The 22,130-nt window shown below is 40.6% G+C and carries 20 protein-coding genes and 1 other RNA gene; 6 read left to right on the top strand and 15 right to left on the bottom strand.

Annotated elements, in window-relative coordinates; all coding sequences use genetic code 11:
• Positions 1-8: 8 nt before the first annotated feature.
• Entirely contained in the window at positions 9-1,094 is a 1,086-nt protein-coding gene (locus IEX80_RS06205; protein WP_188832341.1) for a mannose-1-phosphate guanylyltransferase, read from the bottom strand.
• Between the two features lie 260 nt (positions 1,095-1,354).
• Between IEX80_RS06205 and recQ the strand changes: the two genes are divergently transcribed.
• Positions 1,355-3,547 carry a DNA helicase RecQ gene (recQ, locus tag IEX80_RS06200; protein ID WP_112659158.1) on the top strand — a complete coding sequence of 731 codons (2,193 nt, stop codon included), beginning with the start codon at positions 1,355-1,357 and terminating at the stop codon, positions 3,545-3,547.
• An 88-nt stretch (positions 3,548-3,635) separates the two neighbouring features.
• Here recQ and IEX80_RS06195 read toward each other — a convergent pair whose 3' ends face one another.
• Both IEX80_RS06195 and IEX80_RS06190 read right to left on the bottom strand, forming a co-directional pair.
• Complete coding sequence (locus IEX80_RS06195) at positions 3,636-5,540, bottom strand: OmpA family protein (RefSeq protein WP_188832340.1); 1,905 nt, start codon at positions 5,538-5,540, stop codon at positions 3,636-3,638.
• 38 nt (positions 5,541-5,578) lie between these two features.
• A complete protein-coding gene (locus IEX80_RS06190) occupies positions 5,579-6,202 on the bottom strand; it encodes a 7-carboxy-7-deazaguanine synthase QueE (RefSeq protein ID WP_188832339.1) in 624 nt (207 codons plus the stop codon).
• 321 nt (positions 6,203-6,523) lie between these two features.
• On the opposite strand from IEX80_RS06190, the gene IEX80_RS06185 reads away from it, so the two are divergent.
• The 3 genes from IEX80_RS06185 (at position 6,524) to IEX80_RS06175 (ending at position 8,437) form a co-directional block, all read left to right on the top strand.
• Positions 6,524-7,288, top strand: coding sequence for a hypothetical protein (locus IEX80_RS06185; protein WP_090525990.1), 765 nt, complete (start codon positions 6,524-6,526; stop codon positions 7,286-7,288).
• 78 nt (positions 7,289-7,366) lie between these two features.
• Positions 7,367-8,089, top strand: coding sequence for a hypothetical protein (locus IEX80_RS06180; RefSeq protein WP_188832338.1), 723 nt, complete (start codon positions 7,367-7,369; stop codon positions 8,087-8,089).
• 9 nt (positions 8,090-8,098) lie between these two features.
• Positions 8,099-8,437, top strand: coding sequence for a Rieske (2Fe-2S) protein (locus IEX80_RS06175; RefSeq protein WP_188832337.1), 339 nt, complete (start codon positions 8,099-8,101; stop codon positions 8,435-8,437).
• Positions 8,438-8,508: 71 nt separating this feature from the next.
• Here the strand turns inward: IEX80_RS06175 and IEX80_RS06170 are convergent, their stop codons facing one another.
• The 4 genes from IEX80_RS06170 to IEX80_RS06155 all read right to left on the bottom strand — a co-directional run bounded on the left by IEX80_RS06170 (position 8,509) and on the right by IEX80_RS06155 (position 12,943).
• Positions 8,509-9,390 (bottom strand): tetrahydrofolate dehydrogenase/cyclohydrolase catalytic domain-containing protein, encoded by an 882-nt coding sequence (locus tag IEX80_RS06170; RefSeq protein WP_188832336.1) that lies wholly within the window; start codon positions 9,388-9,390, stop codon positions 8,509-8,511.
• 386 nt (positions 9,391-9,776) lie between these two features.
• Positions 9,777-11,564, bottom strand: a complete 1,788-nt coding sequence (gene lepA, locus IEX80_RS06165) for a translation elongation factor 4 (protein WP_090526250.1) — start codon at positions 11,562-11,564, stop codon at positions 9,777-9,779.
• A 73-nt stretch (positions 11,565-11,637) separates the two neighbouring features.
• Positions 11,638-12,396, bottom strand: coding sequence for a CPBP family intramembrane glutamic endopeptidase (locus IEX80_RS06160; RefSeq protein WP_188832335.1), 759 nt, complete (start codon positions 12,394-12,396; stop codon positions 11,638-11,640).
• A gap of 4 nt (positions 12,397-12,400) precedes the next feature.
• Positions 12,401-12,943, bottom strand: coding sequence for a zinc ribbon domain-containing protein (locus tag IEX80_RS06155; protein WP_090525984.1), 543 nt, complete (start codon positions 12,941-12,943; stop codon positions 12,401-12,403).
• 111 nt (positions 12,944-13,054) lie between these two features.
• On the opposite strand from IEX80_RS06155, the gene IEX80_RS06150 reads away from it, so the two are divergent.
• Entirely contained in the window at positions 13,055-13,930 is an 876-nt protein-coding gene (locus IEX80_RS06150; protein ID WP_188832334.1) for a fructosamine kinase family protein, read from the top strand.
• Here IEX80_RS06150 and IEX80_RS06145 read toward each other — a convergent pair.
• The 8 genes from IEX80_RS06145 to IEX80_RS06110 form a co-directional block, all read right to left on the bottom strand.
• A complete protein-coding gene (locus IEX80_RS06145) occupies positions 13,927-15,387 on the bottom strand; it encodes a hypothetical protein (protein WP_188832333.1) in 1,461 nt (486 codons plus the stop codon). The genes IEX80_RS06150 and IEX80_RS06145 overlap by 4 nt on opposite strands.
• 447 nt (positions 15,388-15,834) lie before the next feature.
• Positions 15,835-16,302, bottom strand: coding sequence for a DUF4488 domain-containing protein (locus tag IEX80_RS06140; RefSeq protein ID WP_090525981.1), 468 nt, complete (start codon positions 16,300-16,302; stop codon positions 15,835-15,837).
• Positions 16,303-16,399: 97 nt separating this feature from the next.
• Positions 16,400-17,785, bottom strand: coding sequence for a sigma-54-dependent transcriptional regulator (locus IEX80_RS06135; protein ID WP_090525980.1), 1,386 nt, complete (start codon positions 17,783-17,785; stop codon positions 16,400-16,402).
• A 183-nt stretch (positions 17,786-17,968) separates the two neighbouring features.
• Positions 17,969-18,356, bottom strand: an RNA gene (gene rnpB / locus IEX80_RS06130) — RNase P RNA component class A.
• 134 nt (positions 18,357-18,490) lie between these two features.
• A complete protein-coding gene (locus tag IEX80_RS06125; protein WP_188832332.1) occupies positions 18,491-18,907 on the bottom strand; it encodes a c-type cytochrome in 417 nt (138 codons plus the stop codon).
• On the bottom strand, positions 18,904-19,551 hold the full coding sequence (locus tag IEX80_RS06120; RefSeq protein ID WP_188832331.1) for an SCO family protein: 648 nt from the start codon (positions 19,549-19,551) through the stop codon (positions 18,904-18,906). The genes IEX80_RS06125 and IEX80_RS06120 overlap by 4 nt, the downstream gene beginning before the upstream one ends.
• Positions 19,548-19,961 (bottom strand): hypothetical protein, encoded by a 414-nt coding sequence (locus tag IEX80_RS06115; protein WP_188832330.1) that lies wholly within the window; start codon positions 19,959-19,961, stop codon positions 19,548-19,550. Before IEX80_RS06115 ends, IEX80_RS06120 begins: the two co-directional genes overlap by 4 nt.
• A 42-nt stretch (positions 19,962-20,003) precedes the next feature.
• Positions 20,004-20,471: a DinB family protein gene (locus IEX80_RS06110; protein WP_188832329.1), complete on the bottom strand. Its 468-nt coding sequence runs from the start codon at positions 20,469-20,471 to the stop codon at positions 20,004-20,006.
• Positions 20,472-20,769: 298 nt separating this feature from the next.
• Between IEX80_RS06110 and IEX80_RS06105 the strand changes: the two genes are divergently transcribed.
• The gene (locus IEX80_RS06105) at positions 20,770-22,128 is read left to right on the top strand and encodes a GH1 family beta-glucosidase (protein ID WP_188832328.1); all 1,359 of its coding nucleotides are present in this window, start codon (positions 20,770-20,772) and stop codon (positions 22,126-22,128) included.
• Positions 22,129-22,130: the final 2 nt, after the last annotated feature.

Below are 22,130 nucleotides of genomic sequence, written 5' to 3'. Positions count from 1 at the left end.
GGAGGGGGCTAAATATACTTCGCTCCAAATTTACTTTTTACATCAGCCACAACCTGCTTGATGTTTTGTTCCTGGTCGCGGGGGCAAATGAGCAGGGAATTGTTCGATTCTACCACGATATAATCATGCAGGCCCTGCAATATTACCAGTTTTTCGCCCGGCACGTTTACCATGCAGTTTGAAGAGTCATACATGATCACTTTTTCGGCAGGGATAACGGCATTGCCTACATAATCCTTTTCGGCAAGGTCATATATTGATGCCCAGGTACCCAGATCGCTCCACCCAAAATCCGAAGGTAATACATATACATTATCTGCTTTTTCCATAATGCCATAATCTATCGAGATATTAACGCATTGCTGGTAAGCCTTGTGTATATAAGACTTTTCATCGTCCGAGTTATAAACCGGTTTTGCATCAGCAAAGATCTCATGCATTTCGGGCAGGTACTGGCTAAAGGCCTTAACAATAGTTTTGGCCGACCAAACAAAGATGCCGGCGTTCCATAAAAAGTCGCCGCTTTGAATAAAGGTTTTAGCTATTTCAAGAGTGGGTTTTTCGGTAAAGGTTTTTACTTTATGAAACTCATCATTGATAACGTTATCAGTGTATTGGATATATCCGTAACCGGTATCGGGCCTTGATGGTTTAATGCCCAAGGTTATCAGATAATCATTTGAAGCGGCGGTTTGCAATGATTTTTCGATAGCGGCAATAAAAGCATCCTCATCCAGGATCTGCTGATCGGAAGGGGCTACAACAATGGCGGCATCAGGGTTAAGACTTTCAATTTTAAAACAGCCATAGGCAACACAAGGTGCGGTGTTTCGCATTACCGGTTCGGTAAGGATCTGCTGATCCTCCATATCTGGCAATTGTTGTTTTACCAGTTTGGTGTAGTTTTCGTTAGTAACAACGTAAATATTTTCTTTGGGGCAAACTTTCAGGAAACGTTCGTAGGTATTTTGTATTAAGGTTTTACCGGTACCAAGTATATCTATAAACTGTTTGGGGTGCGATGTACGGCTTATCGGCCAAAAGCGGCTTCCAATCCCTCCAGCCATAATTATCGCATAATAGTTTTTATTCATGAGCAAGTAAAGAATTTTAATTTGGTATATCAACCGTAAAAATGTGTAATAATTTGTTAATTATCCATTAAGTGTAGCTAAATAATTTAACGGTGGGCATAACCACAAATTTGTCTGGTTCTTTAAATGAACAAGCAATGAAATTGTTTTTCATCTAATCATCATTTTTGCACAAAATTTAAAAGTAAATCCATCGTTTATTTAGAAAATTTTGTTACTTTAAACTTTTAAATACAATTTAAGAATTTGTTAAAATAATGATAGAAACAAAGAAATCGCTATTTGACAATCTCCAGAATTTTTTCGGGTTTGATAATTTTAAGGGAGAACAGGAAGCGATAATAACCAACATCCTGGCCGGTAATGATACATTCGTTATTATGCCTACCGGTGGCGGCAAATCGATGTGTTATCAGTTACCAGCTTTGATGAGCGATGGCACGGCAATCGTAATTTCACCATTGATAGCCCTGATGAAAAATCAGGTAGATCAGCTCAGGGCGTTTGGAGGATCAGATAGTATAGCCCATTTTTTAAATTCATCACTTACAAAATCAGAGATAGGCAAGGTTAAGGAAGATGTACTTGCGGGGAAAACCAAGTTATTATACGTGGCACCCGAATCGTTAACCAAGCAGGAAAATATTGATTTCTTACGCCTTAACCACGTTTCATTCGTGGCGGTAGATGAAGCGCATTGCATTTCGGAGTGGGGGCATGATTTCAGGCCCGAATACCGTAAAATACGCCAGGTGATCAGTAACATAGGCGAAAATATCCCCATAATTGCTCTAACAGCTACAGCTACCCCAAAAGTTCAGCAGGATATTCAAAAAAACCTGCAAATGAATAACGCAACCGTATTTAAATCGTCATTTAACCGGGGTAACCTGTTTTATGAAGTTAGGGCCAAGCGTAATGTTATCAAAGAGATTGTAAAATTTGTAAAACAAAACCAGGGCAAATCGGGAATTGTGTATTGCCTTAGCCGCAAAAAGGTTGAGGAAGTAGCCGAGGCGTTGAACCTTAACGGGGTAAGGGCATTGCCCTATCATGCAGGGCTTGATCCTAAAGTGCGTGCAGAAACGCAGGACAAATTCCTGATGGAAGATGTTGATGTTATTGTTGCTACGATTGCATTCGGTATGGGTATTGATAAACCCGATGTTCGCTATGTTATACACCATGATGTGCCTAAAAGTATGGAGGGCTACTACCAGGAAACAGGAAGGGCCGGGCGTGACGGAGGAGAAGGTGTTTGCGTGGCTTTTTATTCGGAGAAGGACATTGATAAGCTTCAGAAATTTATGAAAGACAAGCCTGTTTCAGAACGTGAAATAGGTACTCAGATACTTAAGGAAGTTATCGATTATTGCGAGTCGTCGGTTTGTCGCCGTAAACAATTATTGCATTATTTTGGCGAAAACTTTAATGAAGCAGGCTGTAATAACATGTGCGATAATTGCTGTACCCATAAAGAACATTTTGATGGGGAGGAGCACCTGCACAGGGCATTAAGTTTGATTAAGCATATTGGCGAAAAGTTTGACGACCACCATATCCTCAGCATATTAATGGGTGAGGAAAATGCTCAGATCAAAAATTATGAGCATGATCAGCTTGACTATTACGGCTCGGGCAAAGAACAAGGTAAAAATCTTTGGAACTCGCTTTTAAGGCAGGCGTTACTCAACAATTACATTTCAAAAGACATTGATCAATACGGGCTTTTAAGGCTCACCAAAAGTGGCATTGGCTTTATTGAGAATCCGCACAGTATCCGTTTTGTTTTGAATAAGGTAATGGAGGCTGCTGACGATGACAACGATGACGACGGACCAAAACAAAGTGGCGGTGCACTTGATACCCAGTTGCTGCAAATGCTTAAAGAGCTGCGTAAAAAGCTGGCCAAACAAAAAGGATTGCCACCGTTTGTAATATTCCAGGATCCTTCGTTAGAAGAGATGTGCACCCATTATCCGATCAACACCGAAGAGCTTAAACAAATTTCGGGTGTTGGTGCAGGCAAGGCGCTAAAATTTGGTAAACCTTTTACGGATTTGATCCAGAAATATGTAGAGGATAATGATATTGACCGGCCAATTGATATGGTGATCAAGAGTGCTGCCAATAAATCGGCGCTTAAAGTGTTCATTATCCAAAATATCGACAGGCATTTAAACCTTGATGATATTGCTGCTTCAAAAGGTCTTACTTATGAGGAGATCCTGAAAGAAGTTGAAACTATCGTTAACTCAGGAACCAAGCTTAATCTGAACTACTATATTGATGAGGTGATTGACGAAGATAAGCAGGAAGAAGTATTTGATTATTTCCGCACTGCAGAAGCCGACTCTATTGATGAAGCCTTAGCTGAACTGGGCAGTGATGATTACACCCGTGAAGAGGTGCAGTTAATGCGTATCAAATTCATGTCGGAGTTGGGGAATTAGGGGTGTAAAAGTTCTGATAAAGAAAGCCTTTAGATTCAATTCTAAAGGCTTTTTGCTTTTCCCCTGATTACTGCTGTTGGCTTTAATTTTATTTAGTTATGATCATAAATTCCGTACGCCTGTTCTTTGCCCTGTCTTCCTCTGTTGTATTGGATGCTATCGGTTGCGTTTCACCGTATCCTTTGTAAACAAGGCGGGTAGGGGCAATTCCTTTCGACACGAGATATTGATAAACAGACTTTGCCCTGTTTTCAGATAAGGTTTGGTTACCCTGGTGATTACCTGTATTATCTGTATGGCCTGAGATCTCAATACGGGTAGTTGAGTTTATCCCTAAAAATTCAATGAGCTTGGCAAGTTCGGCTTTTGATTCCTTTTCAAGGTCAAACTTATTGGTATCGAAGAAAATATTTTTAAGGATTACCTTATTGCCAATTTCAATGGGTGATAACAGTGCCACAATGTTAAACGGGCTTTTAATCTTATAATTTTTAAGCGAAAAGTTTTCGGAATAAAACAGATATCCGCTTTTTGAAATATTAAGCGCATAGTTTTTGCCCGACGTTAGTGTGGCTAAAAAGTCCCCCTGTTCATCGTCACTGTAATCCTGGTAAACCGGCAAATTACTTTCCAGGTCAATAATCTCAATTGCAGCTTCAAGGGGGGCTTTCGTCTTTACGTCTTTTACAAAGCCTTTAACATACGTTACCAAATGGGGCCGCAACTTTACAGGCAGCTCGAACTTATAAATATCATAACCGCCCAACCCCTTTAAATTATCCGATGAAAAGAAAGCATAATCTCCGGCGGCAGTTAATGATAAGCCGCCCTCATCACCACTGGTATTGATAGGATATCCAAGGTTTTCGGGTTTTTGCCATTTACCGTCTTTATCCATGCGGCTAACAAACAGGTCCTTGCTGCCTAAACCCGGCCAGCCATCGCTGCTAAAATAAAGTGTACTGTCATCAGGGTGAATAAACGGTGATAATTCATTGTAGGGGGTATTAATATTGGGGCCCAGGTTTTCAGGTTCGCCCCAGCCTTTTTCACCCAGCGTGCTTTTCCAAATGTCATATCCGCCATAACCGCCTTTACGGTTGCTTACAAAATAAAGCGTGCGGCCATCGGCATTTATCGAGGGTTGAGATTCCCAGCCCGACGTATTTACCGGTGGGTTCAGGTCAACAGGTTTCCCCCAGTCATTTCCCCGTTTTTGAGCGATATAAATATCACAACGGCCTAAACCGTCGGGGCGATTGCATCCCGTGAAAAACAGGTATTTACCATCCTGCGATATGGATTGCGCACCTTCGTTATATTTTTCAGTATTAATTTGGTTGCTTAAATAAGTGGCAGTATTCCACTTGCCATTTATCATTTCGCTTTTATAAAAATCTTCGTTGTTATTGATCTTTCGGGTAAATATCAACGTGCCTTCGTCGGCTGTAGCAACCGGGAGGTACTCGTCATTGGCAGTGTTTATTTCAGGGCCGATATTTATAGGTTTAAATGGCACAGGATGTGTCATCGCCTGGATGCTGAATTTGGCATCGGCAAGCAGTTTTTTTGCGTAGGTATTGTTTTGAGGGCTGATATCAGGGTAAGTAAGGTATTTTTCGAGATGTTGCTGAGCCTGTGCGTAGCTTGCATCGTGGATTTCCATTTCAGCGGCTTTGAGGTACACCCCCCTGTTAAATTCCGGACTAAGTGAAATTACTTTAGCGTATTGCTCAACAGCTGGCTTGTACATGCGCTTCATTCGGTACAGGTCGGCGAGTAATAACCGCGCTTCTATAAACTTTGAATCTTCGCTAATAGCTTTAAGCGAGTTTTGAATCGCCTCATCATAAAGATGTTCATCAAGGTTTTGATAAGCGGTAGCAAAATATTTTACAGCTTCTTTATTGGATGACGAATACCGGGTTTGCTGCTGGGCGCCAAGCAAAGCAGGTAAACACAATGCAAGCACCAATAATACTGCAATTTTCATTTGTAACTTAGGATAATTAATACCGTAAGTTACAAAGATTATGGAATATTCAGATACTTATGTGTTTGTAGTGAAATTTCCCACTGCGGGTTTTCTTTTACATAATCCACAATCAGCGGGGTCATTTCTTTGGATTTTGACCATTCGGGCTGCAGGTAAAGCTTACAGTCGGGCGATACCATTTTGGCGTGATATTCGGCCCATTCAAAATCGGATTTATTGAAAACGATCACTTTTAACTCGTGGGCACATTCGGCCACGTTTGGCGTAGGCGCTTTGAATTTTTTGGGTGAAAGGCAAATCCAGTCCCAATCGCCTGAAAGCGGATACGCACCTGAAGTTTCAATAAATGTTTTTATTCCCTTTTCGTGCAGGTTGTGGGTCAAATAATCAAGGTTGTAAATAAGCGGCTCGCCGCCGGTAACCACAACAGCTTTTGCAGGATAAAGGGCGGCGTTGCTCACAATTGTATCAGCCGCGGTAAGGGGATGCAACTCGGCATCCCAACTTTCTTTAACATCACACCAATGGCAACCTACATCACAGCCGCCAAGGCGAATAAAATATGCGGCTTTGCCCGTATTGTACCCTTCCCCCTGTATCGTATAAAACTCTTCCATTAAAGGAAGCAGCGTGCCGTCGTTTGGTATTTGGTGTGCCATAGTTATTTGAGGGTGCAAAGGTACTGAAATATAGGCGAAAGCTAAAAGGTGAAAGCCAAAAGGTTACACTAATATGGAAGTACCTTAATAAGGCGAAAGGTAAAAGGCCAAAGGTGAAAGGTCTTGGCTTTATCATCAAAGTACATTATAAAAAAAATAAAAGTACACGCTAAAATACCTTTTGCCTTTCACCTTTATCCTTTTGCCTTTTTTTATTTTCATTTATAATTGTTATAATTACTTTAATTTTAAGATAACCAATTAAATCCCTTTTCGTAAAATGCAATAACTGTATCGTTAACGCTTAATTTATATCCGGAGATGAAAAAGCTTTACCTTCCTTTATTTTTAATGGCAGTGCTTTGTTTTAGTTCATGTGTAGATATTGAAGAGCATTACGATTTTAAAAGCGACGGAACCTGTAAAGTTGCCTACGCCTTTGATATGAGTAGGGCAGTATCGGTATTGGTTAATTTGATGTCTGATTCGGTTAAGGAAACGCCTCAATTTAGTTTGGTTAAGGACACTACGCTTAACTTTTATAGTGCAATACCCGACAGTGCGCAGCAGAAACTAAAAACTGAAGAAGTTGAAATGGCCAAAAGCAGTGAGCTAACGGTGAATATGAACCTTAAAAAGAGTGTTATGAAAGTAACACTTAATCATACCGCCAAAAATGCAGCAGATCTGCAATATTATTTACAAAATGTATCAAAGATTGCACTTAATACCCAGATAAGCGCTATTACTACCACCGATAAAACGAATAAGCCATTTGATGCGCGGCAAATGGTAGGAGGGCAGGACTACTACTCGTATGATATAACTCCTCATAAATTTTACCGCATCATTGATAAAGCTAAGTTTAACGCTTTTTTAAAGAAAACCCAGGCTACTTTTATGATGGCAAAGGCGATGCTGATCGATATGCCTTATAAGGTGATCCTGAGGTTTGCTCACCCGGTAAAGAAGATCAATAATTCAAAGGCAATGCTCTCGGCCGACAGGAGGGAAGTCACGCTTGTTACCAGCATGGACGAGGTAATTAAGAATCCAAATGTGATGAATCTGAAAATTGATTTTTAAAATTGGTTGGCTCAATAAGATTCAGAAATGTTGGCGTAAATATTAGATTTTGAAACTTGCAGTGCATAACTTGTACTCATGAAATCTGACCTTGACCAAATTATCGAATATTTTGAAGGTGAAAAAATTGCTCTTACATCTTCAATCAATAATTATCTTTTAGAAAAAGATTACCTGTATGCTCACTATCAACAAGAGGAGTTATGGCGAATTGACAGGCAATTATCTCATTTGCATTATTTAAAGGATCCATTATATTTTAAAAAGCAAGAACTTGAAAGATTGAGGGACATGTTTAACAAATTTCCTGAGGATGACCGTGTAAGGTTCAGCTTCGGACGTAGAATAACTGAAAAGGAAGGTGAGATAAAAATAAGTGAGTCGAAAAGGTATTATTTTAATGATACTCAAGTACTTGACGATGCTTTATTTAATTTATACGAAGGGAAGTTTAAGAAATTCAAGCTCTGTCTAAATAAGCCAAGCGATCTATATATGTATTTTGAATTGAGTGCTGGAAACATGCTAAATATTTTCATGAGTTCGCAAGAGATAATGGAAATGTATGGATATGATAAAGAGAATTATGATGACGAAGACAACGAACGGGAGCTTTTTATCTTAAAAAAGATGGGATTTGAAAAAGTGGGCGAGTCAGAGTGGATCGTTTATTTTTTTGATATGAATGATTTTAAGGATGCTACGGCAGTGAAAATATTATTATCGCGTATCGCATATGAGGTTTTTGGTTTATTACAAGGAAGCGAGTATCTCCAAGCTTCGCTCGAATATATTTCATAAGCTGGTCAAATGAAGTGGCATAAAATTGAACTAAGTTCGGATATCAGCAACCCATTTATAAAAAAGGCTAAGGCAGGCAGCAAGAATATTTGTCTCGTAAATTTTGAAAGTAAGCTTTATGCAGTATCGGCTAAATGTCCTCATGCCGGAGCTGATTTAAGCGAAGGCCTGTGCGTGAGGAAGCTGATAGTTTGTCCATATCATCGCCATACTTATAATCTTGAAACAGGAAAAGGTGGCGAAGGGCAAAATGATTTTATTGAAACTTATCCTGTGGAAGTAAGGGACGATGGTGTGTACGTAGGTGTAAACACGCTTTGGGACAAGCTGAAGTCTGGGTTTAAGTAAATGGTTGATTAAGTGAATAATTAATTCTATAAACTAAAACTATTCACCTAATCAACCCAATAAACTACTTACTATTTATAAACCTCTTTATTAGCCGAAGCTAATGTGTTTTTAAGCAAACCGATAATGGTCATCAAGCCTACGCCGCCCGGTACAGGGGTAATCCATGATGATTTTGGTGCTACGTTTTCAAAATCAACATCGCCGTAAAGTTTAAAGCCCGATTTTGTTGTAGTTGAGGTTTCGCGGTTCATACCCACATCAACAACTACTACACCATCTTTAACCATATCGGCCGTAATGAAATTCTTTTTACCGATAGCTACGATCAGTATGTCTGCATCGAGGGTGAATTTTTTGATATCGGGTGTACGGCTGTGGCAAATGGTTACCGTACAGTTGCCCGGCATAGTGTTGCGTGCCATGAGGATACTCATTGGCGAGCCAACGATATTGCTGCGGCCAACAACCACGCAATGTTTACCGGCAGTTTCAATACCGTATTCTTTAAGCATTAAAGTAATGCCGTAAGGCGTTGCCGGTATAAACGATGGTAAATTGCGTTGCATACGGCCCAGGTTAACCGGGTGAAAACCATCAACATCTTTGCGGTGGTCGATACGCTCGGTTACTTTTTCGGGATCGATATGTTTTGGTAGCGGAAGTTGTACGATAATACCGTCGATATCAGAATCAGCATTGAGCTCTTCAACTTTTTTCAGCAACTCTTCTTCAGTAACATCGTCTTCATAACGCACCAGCGATGATTTGAAGCCAACTTTTTCGCAGTTCTTCATTTTGCTGGCTACATAAGTTTCACTGCCACCATCGTGACCAACCAATACTGCCACCAGGTGAGGCTTCCGGCCGGTTTTTTCTAATATTTTAGCTGCTTCTTCAGCTATTTCAACCTTAAGTTTTTCTGAAACGTATTTTCCGTCTAAAAGCTGCATTATTAAATGTGTTTAACCAAGTGATCAGGCAACGGAGGCAAACTTAAATTTACCGGCTCTGATTTTACTCGTATTCTTATAAAAGGCCTGTTATCCAGGGATAGTTTTAATGTGTGATTTTGATTGATCTTGTTAATGATACTTTCAATAGTTTCTGTTTTATTGTTCAAGAGCATTTCAAATATAATTTTATTTGAATCTGCGTCTTTATTGAAAGCATCAATGTAATATTTCGGTTCGTTGGAATCGTACACAATCCATTTGCCATAAACAAAGTCTCCTAAATGAATATGTTTAACAAATCCGGTTGCTGTAAGATATGTAACTAACCTGTACAGAATATATTAATTTATTCACTCTCGCTCCCCTTCAAAGGAATTAAGAGATTAATCCAACTTTAAAACTGCCATAAATGCCGACTGCGGTATCTCTACGTTACCTACCTGACGCATGCGTTTTTTACCTTGTTTCTGTTTTTCCAACAGTTTACGCTTACGGGAAATATCACCACCATAACATTTGGCGGTTACGTCTTTACGTAAGGCCTTCACTGTTTCGCGGGCTATGATCTTAGCGCCGATAGAAGCCTGGATAATGATCTCAAACTGCTGGCGGGGTAAAAGTTCCTTTAATTTTTCGCAGATCTTTTTACCAAAATCATATGAATTACCGCGGAAGATCAGGGATGAAAGTGCGTCAACAGGTTCGCTGTTTAAGCGGATATCGAGTTTAACCAAATCTGACTGACGATAACCTATCTGGTGATAATCGAACGAAGCATAACCTTTTGAAATGGTTTTCAGCTTGTCATAAAAATCAAATACGATCTCGCCCATAGGCATCTCGAAGATCAGCTCAACACGCTCCGATGTAAGATATGATTGATTAGTGATGGTGCCGCGTTTCTGAATACAAAGCGACATTACCGGGCCAACAAATTCCGATTTGGTGATGATAGTAGCCTTGATGTAAGGCTCTTCCACAAAATCAATTTTTGATGGATCCGGCAGATCTGAAGGGTTATTTACAGTGAACGAGTCGCCTTTTGTAGTATGGGCCAGGTATGACACGTTGGGAACGGTAGTGATCACCGTCATGTTAAACTCACGCTCCAAACGCTCCTGGATGATTTCCATATGCAGCATGCCCAGGAAACCGCAACGGAAACCAAAGCCTAAAGCCGCTGATGACTCCGGTTCAAAAACCAACGATGCATCATTGAGCTGTAATTTAGCCATTGACTCACGAAGTTCTTCATAATCTTCGGTATCAACAGGATAAATACCTGCGAATACCATTGGTTTTACCTCTTCAAAACCTTGTATACCTTCTTCGCAAGGGCGGTCAACATGGGTAATGGTGTCACCAACCTTAACCTCTTTTGCTTCTTTTATACCTGATATGATATAACCTACGTCGCCGGTTTTGATTACGTCTTTAGCTAACGGGCGCAATTTAAGCGTGCCAACCTCATCAGCAAGATATTGCTTCTCGGTGGCTACGAATTTTACTTTATCGCCTTTTCGGATCTCACCGTTTACAACTTTAAAATAAGCTATAATACCGCGGAACGAGTTAAAAACCGAATCAAAGATCAGGGCCTGCAGCGGAGCTTTAGGATCACCTACCGGAGCGGGCACACGCTCAACAATAGCGCGAAGAATATCATGAACACCCATGCCGGTTTTGCCCGATGCGGCAAGGATCTCCTCACGTTTGCAACCTATAAGATCGACTATCTGGTCTTTTACTTCCTCGGGCATAGCGCCGGGGAGGTCCATTTTATTCAGGATAGGGATGATTTCCAGGTCGTTCTCTAAAGCCAGGTACAGGTTTGAGATGGTTTGTGCCTGAATGCCCTGTGCTGCATCAACTATCAATAATGCACCTTCACAGGCAGCAATTGAACGTGATACTTCATATGAAAAATCCACGTGCCCGGGCGTATCGATCAGGTTGAGCACATATTTTTGTCCATCGAGCTCATAATCCATTTGTATGGCATGGCTTTTAATGGTGATACCGCGTTCGCGTTCTAAATCCATATCGTCAAGCAATTGTGCCTGCGATTCGCGCTGGGTAATAGTGTTGGTATATTCTAATAACCTATCGGCAAGTGTGCTCTTACCGTGGTCGATGTGTGCTATGATACAAAAATTACGAATGTGCTCCATTGAACCGCAAAAATAGCTTTTTAGGATGATAATTTGGTATTGAGTTTTTAATTGGCTTTTTATTTCTTTAACACTATAGTAACTCAAATAAACAAGCGGTTAAATTAAAGCAAAAATGAAAGAATACGCCATACCAGATAGTGTTTTCCTTTACCCTAACATAGCCGAGAAATAAAGCGAATGGGATTAACCAGAACAAGGAAACGAAGTTGAGGTGAATAATACCAAACAAGAAAGCTGAAATGAAAACAGCCTGCCCGGTATCGGCAATATTTAACAACGATTGCAGCAGATATCCCCGAAAGCCAAGTTCTTCAAACAAAGCCGGAGTTATCGCAGTGAAAAATATAATCAAATAGGCAGCGCCAGGCATGCCGGCAAAAATGGAGTAATAGTAATAGTCTCGCGAGAAGATGATAATATTGATCCAACTTGAAATGTAATGGATCAGCAGGTTGCTGGCCATTGCAATCGATCCATAAGCAGCTAACTTTTGCCATGAAAATGAAGGCCAGCGGAGCTGTTTTTTATAATCATTCCAGTTATAGGTAAAAAACAATACCGCGGTTCCGGCACCGATAATTTCAACTACCAGGAACCAGCCAACTGTTTTAAAGTAGTCAACAAACGACGACAATGCACATACCACGATGTAAACCCCGTAAAACAAAGCAGCTTGCTTAAGCAATTGCCAGTTATGGGCGGTCTCATCGATTGCCGGATCCTCTTGCCGGTAGCCGCAGTTGCTGCAAAACTTTACGTTGACGGCGTTTGATGCACCACATTGTATGCAATGTACTGCTTCTGTTGCTTGGTGTTGTTCGGACAGCAAAAGACTAAGCTATATGTTTTTCTTTCCTGATTTTTTCTATTTCCATTGCCGATTTAATGCCTTTGATCATATAGCCAATAATCACTATTTTTATGATGATACCCCTGGCAATAGATATAGGATCAACTATGGCGTTTAACAACTGGACAATCACATACAGCGACAAGCCTGATATGAGACAGGCTAAGGGTTTCTTTTTGCTGTAAGCGCCCAAAACCAAGAACATAGCCGCCATTATTAAATCGGTTATGACTACAGCTACTACATCTTCTTCATCTTTATGCATGAAAAAATAAACCAGGCCGCTCAAAATAAAAACTCCTGCCAGGTAATATAATGTTGTACCCGCCTGTTTAAGCGTTTTATTATAGGTAAACATGTCTATTTCTTCAACCTGCCGTTCTGAAATAAATATGTTTTGTTCGGCTTCAGTCCCCTTTAGCGGATAGCCACATTGGGTGCAAAAGGTGTCTTCGGGCTTTGCTTGCGTGTTGCAGTGTGCGCAGTTTTCTGTTAATTGAACAGCTGCAGGAATTTGATTCTCCATTTAATTTTGTGATAAGGACTTAAATATTACACGAATATAATTATTGCAATTTAATTGTGTGCTAAAACAAATAATTTAGCCTGGTAAGATTTGATGATTTTATTATCGCCTATGTTTAAAAACTTCATCCCCGATATTTTATTAAGTTATATTCAAAGTAAACTCAATATTAAAATCATTAATGTTAATGCAGTGAGCGGTGGTGATATAAACGATATCTACCATTTGCAATGCGACGATCACAGTTATTTATTGAAAGTAAATGACAGGTATAAGTTCCCCAATATGTTTGCGAAAGAGCAGCAGGGGTTGAAGGCTATTCGCCAAACTAATGCAATTGCAGTTCCTGAGTTTGTTTTGCAGGGAGAGTTAGGCAATGATAGTTACCTTGTTTTAGAGTGGATAAATGTTGGTTCTGCTAATGCGCCTGCTTCTTCTAAGTTGGGAATGCAGCTTGCTCAAATGCATAAAAAAACCAATACCCGATTTGGTTTTTATATTGACAATTATATGGGTTCGCTAATTCAAACTAATAATTGGTATGCTACGTGGAGCGATTTTTTCATTGAACAGCGGTTGCAGCCGATGGTAAAAATGGCGGTAGACAAAAAGGAACTCTCCCGGACCGATATTCACCAGTTTGATCAGCTTTATAAAAAGCTTCCAGGTTTATTTACGGAAGAACCACCCGCATTACTGCACGGAGACCTTTGGGGAGGTAATTACTTGATTGATACCAGTGGCAAACCTTACCTGATCGATCCGGCGGTTAGTTATGGCAATCGTGAGTTTGATATTGCGATGACCACGCTTTTCGGTGGTTTTGACCGCTTTTTTTATGAGGCTTATAACCAGGAATTTCCGTTACGGCCTGGCTGGCAACAGCGTCTTAAACTTTGGAACCTTTATCCGCTGTTGGTTCACGTAAACCTGTTTGGCGGTACGTACGCCAACGAGGTAAGGGATAATCTTGCGGCATTTAGTTAGTTTGTGCCCTGTACAAAGACTGGTGTTTCGGTTACTTTAACAATAAGTTTCCCGTTAACTGTTTTTAGGGTTGTTTTAACAACATTACCGGCACCTGTTTTTAGTGTATAAACATTTGCTTTAGCTGTACCAAGATTAAGTGTATATGTACCTGTACGTGCCTGATAATCAGGGATGGTTAATATGTACATGCTTTGTGATCCCGATAGATATTTATCAACCAGTGGATCGGCATTAATGGTACTTGTGTAGGTGTAGTTACCCATTAATTTTGATGTTTGCAATATAAAATCGGCAGCAGGTCTGCGTTTGCCATTTTCGGCTAAACCAGATGTAGCATATTGAACAGCAACATTAGGAGCATCGTCAAAAAGCTGGTAATAAAATACACGTTGTATACCATGCCTGATGTAAAGAAGCGAAGTTCTTAAAATCCAATCTGCCTGGGTGTTTTTCGATGTCTTTTGCCCTACATCTAAAGCTCTCTGATAGCTTCCCTTGTTTATATCGTAGCCAGACTCGGTTACCCAAACAGGGATTGGTTTAACAAAAGAATTTGCATACTGAACAAACGAATCAGCAATTTGCCCCGCCATCGACAATTCCGGCGGCAGGCCAAACGTGGCAGGCTGATGTGTTAAAATATTACCGTTATTGTTGTAATAGTGGTAGTTAATAATATCAAAACACAGATTGATACTGCCGTTGGCTCTGTAACCACGGTTGATGCGGCACCACTCTACCATTTTCTTTACAAAATTTATGTCGGCTGTAGCTAATCCACCCATTACCACTTTCATATTAGGATCAGCATTTTTTACACCGGCATTTTTTCCTAACTTCCCCTTGTTGCCATCATAGAAGGCCGACATGTTAGCTGCATACTCTTCAGCGGTTTGTTGTGTTGCCGATCCTTTCCACCATTTATCGCGCTCATTATCACACTCTACGTAAGTTATAAGGCCCATGCCCACTTTTACCTGGTTAGGCGAGTCATCTGCCCATCGCATGCTGGTGTCAACTTTTATCAATGCCCTGTTAATATTAGTATTATAACCATACCTGGCGGCAAATTGAAAGGCCATGTGCGCCTGGTCAATATAGCTTGCCGGATCAGCCTTACTTAAGCCATAAATAAGCGGCGCATTTTCAAGATCCCGCATATTGTTAGGATAAGTATTAACCAACCATGGCGGACAATTTTTTATATCTGCCAAAACCAATATGCCTTCCTGTTTGCAACGGCTATAAATGAGATCATAGTTCCAGTTGTCTTTATGAGTGGGGTTGAAGGTATAGCTGCCTTTAGTGCTTTCCATCCGGGCCCAGCCTAAATAATGCCTTACTGCACTGAATGACTTGATAAGGTTCATGTTGGTTTCGTAAATGGCTCCTTTTTGCTCCGGATTGGCGGGATCCTGCAAAAAATTCCATTCATACGCGTTTATGCCAAACATGTTTTTAAGCGGAATATTTGAACTCGTAGCTGAAATTGTGTGAATAGATTTAATAGTTGTAATGCTTTCTGAGCTTTTTTGCGGCCGGCAGCGATTAAATGAAAAAGTAAATAACGATAACACTAACAGCATCTTATGGTTAATTAACAGCTTCATTCTCTGACTGGTTTTTAGCGGGTAAACTACAATTAAATCCGGGCCGATAAAAAGACTTCTCCGATAAATTCCATCGTTTGCAAACAACAACCGGTTAACTTTTTGTGAAGGCTTTCCAATAAAGTTTAACTTATTATAAACAGGGATAATTTAGGTTTTAACGAATGGGTTACCGCGCAGGTTACGATTTATTGTTATTGTAGAGGTGAAATGCTGTTCGGTTCGTTTAGGACGGGACTGTGCAAATAAAAAGCCCGGAACACGCCGGGCTTTAAATATAAGTTTTAAGGTTTATTTCACTCTTACATAAGTTTCAATGATCTCATGATCAACCTTGAGGCTGTCTATCTTCTCAATTCCTTTTTGAGTCAAGGTGTCATTTTTCATAGTGAGCTTAAATTTGAAATCCCTGTTTTCCCAATCGCGGGCATCGCAATAAGCCAGGTGCTCGGTATAATCATCGCCGGATAGGGTATAAGTGCCCGCGCCCGACGAATAAACCGGTTTGGCTGTTTTGCCGTGTACCAGGTCATGCGTGAAGAAGGCGAAGTTAGTGGCGTTAAACATCTTAAACATTTCCTGGTCTTTGGGAGGGGTGGTTACTGTAGTATCGCCCTTCATAATGCTTTTACTTGATATCAGATGCCAGGTCCCGTCAAGCTTACCGGCCGGTTCGGTTGTTTCTGTAGTTGCCTTTGGCTGGTTACCGCATGAGCATAGGGCGAACAGTAAAAAAGATGCTAAGTAATAGGTTTTCATGGTGTTAATAAAGGTTATTGAGATACAATAATAACATAAAAAAAGCACCGGCTATCATATTTGCCGATGCTTTTTAAAATAATTTCAAAAGTTTATTTTATTCGCCGCGTTTAAGGCCAAATTTTTCAATTTTACTGTACAAGTGACTGCGTTGAATATCGATATCATCAGCAGTTTTTGACACATTCCAGTTGTTTTTCTCCAGCTTGAATTTGATGTATTCACGCTCGGCGAAGTCCTTATATTCCTGGAAGTTATTGAACTGATCAAAATCTGTTTGCGGGGCAGGAGCGGCTGTGCTGCCAGTGCCGACTGCTGCCGGTGCAGATGGGTTTGCAAACGCTCTAACATCGTTATCTGTAATAACTTTATCACTTAGGATGATCAAGCGCTCAACCATGTTGCGGAGTTCACGGATATTACCGGTCCATGGCAGGGCTTTAAGGGCCTCAAGTGCAGCATCAGAGATCTTTTTAACCGGCATGCCATATTCATTGCAAATCTCATCCAAAAAGCTTTGAGTTAACAGCGGGATGTCGTCTTTGCGTTCAATAAGCGGTGGTACGTGGATTAGTATTACACTTAGGCGGTGATACAAGTCCATACGGAAATTACCGGCTTCAATTTCTTTTAGCAGGTCCTTGTTGGTTGCCGCTACTACACGTACATCAACGTCAATTTCCTTTTCGCCACCTACGCGCGTAATCTTATTTTCCTGTAAGGCACGCAAAACTTTAGCCTGGGCCGACTGGCTCATATCACCTATCTCATCCAAAAATAACGTTCCTCCATTTGCCGATTCAAACTTGCCAATACGTTGTTTGATGGCGGATGTAAATGAGCCTTTCTCGTGGCCAAATAGCTCACTCTCAATTAATTCTGAAGGGATTGCAGCACAGTTTACCTCGATAATGGGTGCGGCTGAACGATTTGATTTTTCGTGGAGCCAGCGTGCAACCAGCTCTTTTCCACTACCATTGGCGCCTGTAACCAATACACGGGCATCGGTTGGGGCCACCCGGTCAATAGTTTCTTTTATTTTGAGGATAGCCTGCGATTCGCCTAAAATGGGGCGTACTTTTGATACTTTACGTTTAAGTACCTTAGCTTCAACAACAAGGCTTCCCCTATCAAGCGCGTTACGAACGGTAATAAGCAGGCGGTTAAGGTCAGGTGGTTTTGAAATAAAGTCAAACGCGCCTTTTTTGCTGGCCTCAACAGCGGTTTCAACCGTGCCGTGGCCTGATATCATAATAAAAGGTAGATCGGGCTTAATGGCGAGTCCTTCGGTAAGTACCTCCATACCATCCATGCGGTTCATTTTAATGTCGCACAGTACCAGGTCATAGTCTTTTTTTTCAATTAACTGAAGGCCGTCAACCCCGTTGTCTACATCTTCAACCTCGTAATCTTCATACTCTAAAATCTCGCGAAGCGTGTTACGAATAGACCGTTCATCATCAATTATTAAAATTTTAGCCATGTTTTGTAATTATGTACCGATATGTAATTGTTGTTTGCTAATATATGGGTTTGTATAGAAAAACAAACACTTTTAATGTGCTATAAAGGTTTAAGGCGGATAAATGTTTGCAGGGGTTGTAAAAATTTATTAAAAATAAATTGGTGTAAATAAAGAAACCCCTCGCTTTACAGCAAGGGGTTATACAGCAGCAAACCTATAAGCCGGGTTCTGTTTTGCCTTGTTAAAGGGCAACTTCTATCATTTATCTGGCCCTGTTATCACTAACAGATTTAAACAACCTACCCATCCTAACGATTAGCCCTTGGGCTAATACGGGAGCGAGCAACTCCGCTTTCAGGACCTATTTGGTTTTTCAACTCCTGAGGTTTACCGTCATATCCGGTCGCCCGGTTACGCCGTGAGCTCTTACCTCACGTTTTCACCCTTACCCACCTAAGCGGGCGGTATTTTCTCTGTGGCACTTTGCTGTCGCCGGCTGCCGGCGCCTTCCCGTTAGGAAGCAGGATGCTCTGTGTTGCCCGGACTTTCCTCCGCCAAACAAGCTGGCAGCGATAGAACGTTTTGCGGTTGTAAAGATAGGGAAATTAGTTTAGTTCATGGTTGATGGTTCATAGATCATAGCAAAAGCTTGTAGTTCATGGTTCATAGCTTAGGGTATTTATCATAAACTATGAACCATGAACTATCATCTATGAACAAAAACTATTGACAATTATTCAAATCATCCTGAACCTGTTGCAATGTAACAGTTCCCATATTATTACCAAAAGAATTTGTAACGTAAGTAAGCACTTTAGCAATTTCAAGAGGGGCTATATCATCAGGCTGCATTTGGTCGTCAAAAGAGCGGCCTGCTACGGTTATTTTTCCCTTAAGGCCATTTTTGATAAAGCAGGCAAGTTTTCTCTTATTATTTTTTAAATAAATTGAATCTGTTAATGGAGGAATAAGTGCCGATAAACCTTGTCCTTTATCGCCATGGCAATTTTGACAATGCTGCTGGTAAACAAGGCTCCCGCCCGAGTAATAGCGTTTAAACTCAATTTGATCATCGCTTTGGCATGATGCGCCAACTACAACTAACAAAATGGCTATAATGCCTATTACCTTTAATTTCATTTGGCGGCAATTTGGTCAGGTTCGGCTTTCAGGGTTTTGATATCGGCAATCAGTTTGGTTACTTCTGCCGGGTCTGTTCCTTCGTAAGTACCGCGAAGGCGTTTCTGTTTATCTATTAAAATAAAGAAGCCATCATGAATGTATTCGCCTTTGGGATTTTTTTCAGATACACTTTGCAGGTAGCTTTTGGCAATTTTATAAGTATCGCCTTTTTCACCATGCAGCAACCACCAGGTATTGCCCGCAATCCCTAATTTATCCGCATAGCGTTTTAATACAGGCACGGTATCATATTTGGGATCGATGGTATGCGAAATGATCCTGAAGTTATCATCATTCTTAAACTCCTTGTATACATTAAGCATATTTCGGTGCATCACCGGGCAAATAGAAGGGCAGGTGGTGAAAAAAAAGTCGGCTACATAAATTTTTCCATCCAGGTTTTTCTGAGTGATGGTATCAGCATACTGGTTTACAAACTCGAAGGGTGGGATAGTGGCGTACTCAGTATCTGTTACTGTTTTGCCATTAACCGTTTTAGTTACCGGAGTTTTATAACCCAATATGGGAAGGGCGGTTTTAGTATTTGATTTGCAGGCATTGAAAAGCATTAATATCACAATGCCTATCCACAATTTCCTCATTTTTTTGCCGGTATTTGGGTTATATATTTAGTTGAGCCGGTAACAGCTACATTTATTTGCGTATCTATTTTGCTGATGAGCTTCTTTTGAGCTTCAAGATAGTCCATAATTTCCTGGTGCGATTTGCCTTTATTTTCCGCATCAAATTTATGCATCCAGTCGCTCATGGCATTATCGGCATCATCCACCAGTTTTAAATACACTTTTGCTGTGTCTTTATTGATATTTGGGGCATTGTTTTTTACAAGGCTATCCAGCAGCATCTTATTTTTCATCAATTGCTCGTCATTGGCCATTACTTTATCATGTACGGCAATTACCTGGTTCAAAAGATCTTTTTCCTGTTTTTTAGTGTCGGTACAACCTAATAGCAGGGCAACGCCCACGGATGCGAATAGATGTTTTTTCATGGTTTTTGATGCGTGATAAAACTTGGCAAATATGCTAAATGTTTAGCTGTTTAACACTCTTAAATAATAACTATAGTCTGTAACAGGTAAAGTTTTTGTACCCGCAAACTTTAGCTGTTGCCCAATTTGGGCCCTGGTATGTGTACCATGATTAAGAACCTGCGTAATAATATCGCCAAGTTGGTTTTCAAAATAGTCGCCGGTAAAGCTATGATACGGAATTATGTTATTCAGATCTTCCTCATTGATTTCGTGTAAAAATGTGACCCATGCTTCATAACGCTCCGGTACCTGTTTTTTGCATTGCTCAATTGTAACATTTTCGGGCCATGTGTTAGGCAGAGAAGAAGGGATAAGTTTGCATCTTTCGAGCCATGCCTGTTCGGCGGCCAGCAGATGGCCCATCAGTTTAAGCGTTACCTCCGGCGAACCGTTTGCTTCCATTGTCTGTATCAACTGCTGATTGGCAAACAGGTTATAACCAAACATTTTTATAAAGTGTGTTTTCATAGCGTTTGTAAATTAATGGCTAATGTATTAAAGCAATTTTGTATATTTATGAAAATGCTGGTTAACAATTAAATAACATAGTTGTCACATTCAGCAAACATCTGCTTGTTACCTTTATTTTTAAAGTTAAATAACATAAGGGCATGAAATTCATTATCAATATTTCGAAACTGCTGATCAATTTCCGTCAGTGGATTATGCTTAAAAGTATGCGTTCGTCGTTCATACATTAAGTTATCACTTATAATTCTTCATTTATAAATATAATTGCACTTTTGGGCTTTTGCAGCTCAAATTAATGGAACTTACTGACCGGGAAATACATTTAAGCAAAGATCTTTTTGGTGCCGACTTTGAATGGGGCGTTTCAACTGCTGCTTTTCAGGTAGAAGGATCTCATGATGCCGATGGAAAAGGACAATCTGTGTGGGATGTTTTTACCACAAAAAAAGGAAAGATCCTGAATGGCGACCATGCACAAACTGCTTGCGATTTTTACAATTTGTATGAGCGTGATATCGACCTCATAAAAGAACTTAATATCCCCAATTTTCGTTTTTCTATATCCTGGACCCGTATTTTGCCCGAAGGCACCGGGAAAATTAACCAGGCCGGCATTGATTATTATAACCGGGTAATTAACTACTGCCTTAAGCAAGGCGTTGAACCCTGGTTAACTGTTTATCACTGGGACCTTCCGCATGTGCTTGAAGTTAAAGGCGGCTGGACAAATCGTGAAGCAATAACCTGGTTTAGTGAGTTTATCACTATCTGTGCTCAAAACTTTGGCGATAGGGTAAAACATTGGATGGTAATGAACGAGCCTGTAGTTTTTACGGGAGCCGGCTATTTTTTTGGCATCCATGCGCCGGGACGCAGTGGTATGAAAAACTTTGTACCCGCCATACATCACGTTACCATGAGTATTGCTGAAGGTGGCAGGATCCTGCGAAGATTGCTGTCCTCAACAACGCAAATAGGTACCACATTTTCGTGTTCGCAAATAGAGCCTTATACCGATAAACCCAGGGATATAGCTGCCGCCGTTCGTGCCGACGCGCTGATCAATCGGCTATATATTGAACCTTTGTTGGGCATGGGTTACCCAATAAAAGACCTGCCTGCGCTTAACGACCTGAAAAAGTATTTTTACCCCGGCGACGAGGATAAGCTGAGATTTGATTTTGATTTTATCGGCATACAGAATTACACCCGCGAAATTGTAAAATATTCTTTTTTTACGCCCTATATCAAAGCAAGTATGGTCAAAGCCGAAAAGAGGGGCGTTGATCTTACAGCTATGCGCTGGGAGGTTTACCCGCCTTCTATTTACCATATGATCAAAAAATATGATGCATATCCTAATGTTAAAAAGATTATCGTTACGGAAAATGGATCAGCTTTTCCCGACGAGGTTACTGATGGTGAAGTAAATGACCCCAAAAGATTAAAGTATTTAAAGGATTACATAGCACAGGTGTTAAAGGCAAAAAATGAAGGCTGTAAGGTTAATGGCTATTTTGTGTGGACCCTCACCGACAATTTTGAATGGGCCGAAGGTTATCATCCGCGTTTTGGGCTGATCCATGTTGATCATGCAACCCAGCAGCGCACGGTTAAAGCATCCGGCAGGTGGTATGCTGGATTTTTGAAATAAGC

The organism is Mucilaginibacter rubeus, from assembly GCF_014643835.1.
Taxonomy (GTDB): Bacteria; Bacteroidota; Bacteroidia; order Sphingobacteriales; family Sphingobacteriaceae; genus Mucilaginibacter; species Mucilaginibacter rubeus.
The sequence above is the reverse complement of the archived record's forward strand: the minus strand, read 5'-3'. Positions and strand labels throughout refer to the sequence as shown.

Bases quoted from the DNA above. Each gene is read 5' to 3' on its own strand.
- IEX80_RS06205 (WP_188832341.1), bottom strand. From the start codon at position 1,094: ATGAATAAAAACTATTATGCGATAATTATGGCTGGAGGGATTGGAAGC.
- IEX80_RS06195 (WP_188832340.1), bottom strand. From the start codon at position 5,540: ATGAAAATTGCAGTATTATTGGTGCTTGCATTGTGTTTACCTGCTTTG.
- IEX80_RS06190 (WP_188832339.1), bottom strand. From the start codon at position 6,202: ATGGCACACCAAATACCAAACGACGGCACGCTGCTTCCTTTAATGGAA.
- IEX80_RS06185 (WP_090525990.1), top strand. From the start codon at position 6,524: ATGAAAAAGCTTTACCTTCCTTTATTTTTAATGGCAGTGCTTTGTTTT.
- IEX80_RS06180 (WP_188832338.1), top strand. From the start codon at position 7,367: ATGAAATCTGACCTTGACCAAATTATCGAATATTTTGAAGGTGAAAAA.
- IEX80_RS06175 (WP_188832337.1), top strand. From the start codon at position 8,099: ATGAAGTGGCATAAAATTGAACTAAGTTCGGATATCAGCAACCCATTT.
- IEX80_RS06170 (WP_188832336.1), bottom strand. From the start codon at position 9,390: ATGCAGCTTTTAGACGGAAAATACGTTTCAGAAAAACTTAAGGTTGAA.
- lepA (WP_090526250.1), bottom strand. From the start codon at position 11,564: ATGGAGCACATTCGTAATTTTTGTATCATAGCACACATCGACCACGGT.
- IEX80_RS06155 (WP_090525984.1), bottom strand. From the start codon at position 12,943: ATGGAGAATCAAATTCCTGCAGCTGTTCAATTAACAGAAAACTGCGCA.
- IEX80_RS06150 (WP_188832334.1), top strand. From the start codon at position 13,055: ATGTTTAAAAACTTCATCCCCGATATTTTATTAAGTTATATTCAAAGT.
- IEX80_RS06145 (WP_188832333.1), bottom strand. From the start codon at position 15,387: ATGTTTGGCATAAACGCGTATGAATGGAATTTTTTGCAGGATCCCGCC.
- IEX80_RS06140 (WP_090525981.1), bottom strand. From the start codon at position 16,302: ATGAAAACCTATTACTTAGCATCTTTTTTACTGTTCGCCCTATGCTCA.
- IEX80_RS06135 (WP_090525980.1), bottom strand. From the start codon at position 17,785: ATGGCTAAAATTTTAATAATTGATGATGAACGGTCTATTCGTAACACG.
- IEX80_RS06125 (WP_188832332.1), bottom strand. From the start codon at position 18,907: ATGAAATTAAAGGTAATAGGCATTATAGCCATTTTGTTAGTTGTAGTT.
- IEX80_RS06120 (WP_188832331.1), bottom strand. From the start codon at position 19,551: ATGAGGAAATTGTGGATAGGCATTGTGATATTAATGCTTTTCAATGCC.
- IEX80_RS06115 (WP_188832330.1), bottom strand. From the start codon at position 19,961: ATGAAAAAACATCTATTCGCATCCGTGGGCGTTGCCCTGCTATTAGGT.
- IEX80_RS06110 (WP_188832329.1), bottom strand. From the start codon at position 20,471: ATGAAAACACACTTTATAAAAATGTTTGGTTATAACCTGTTTGCCAAT.
- IEX80_RS06105 (WP_188832328.1), top strand. From the start codon at position 20,770: ATGGAACTTACTGACCGGGAAATACATTTAAGCAAAGATCTTTTTGGT.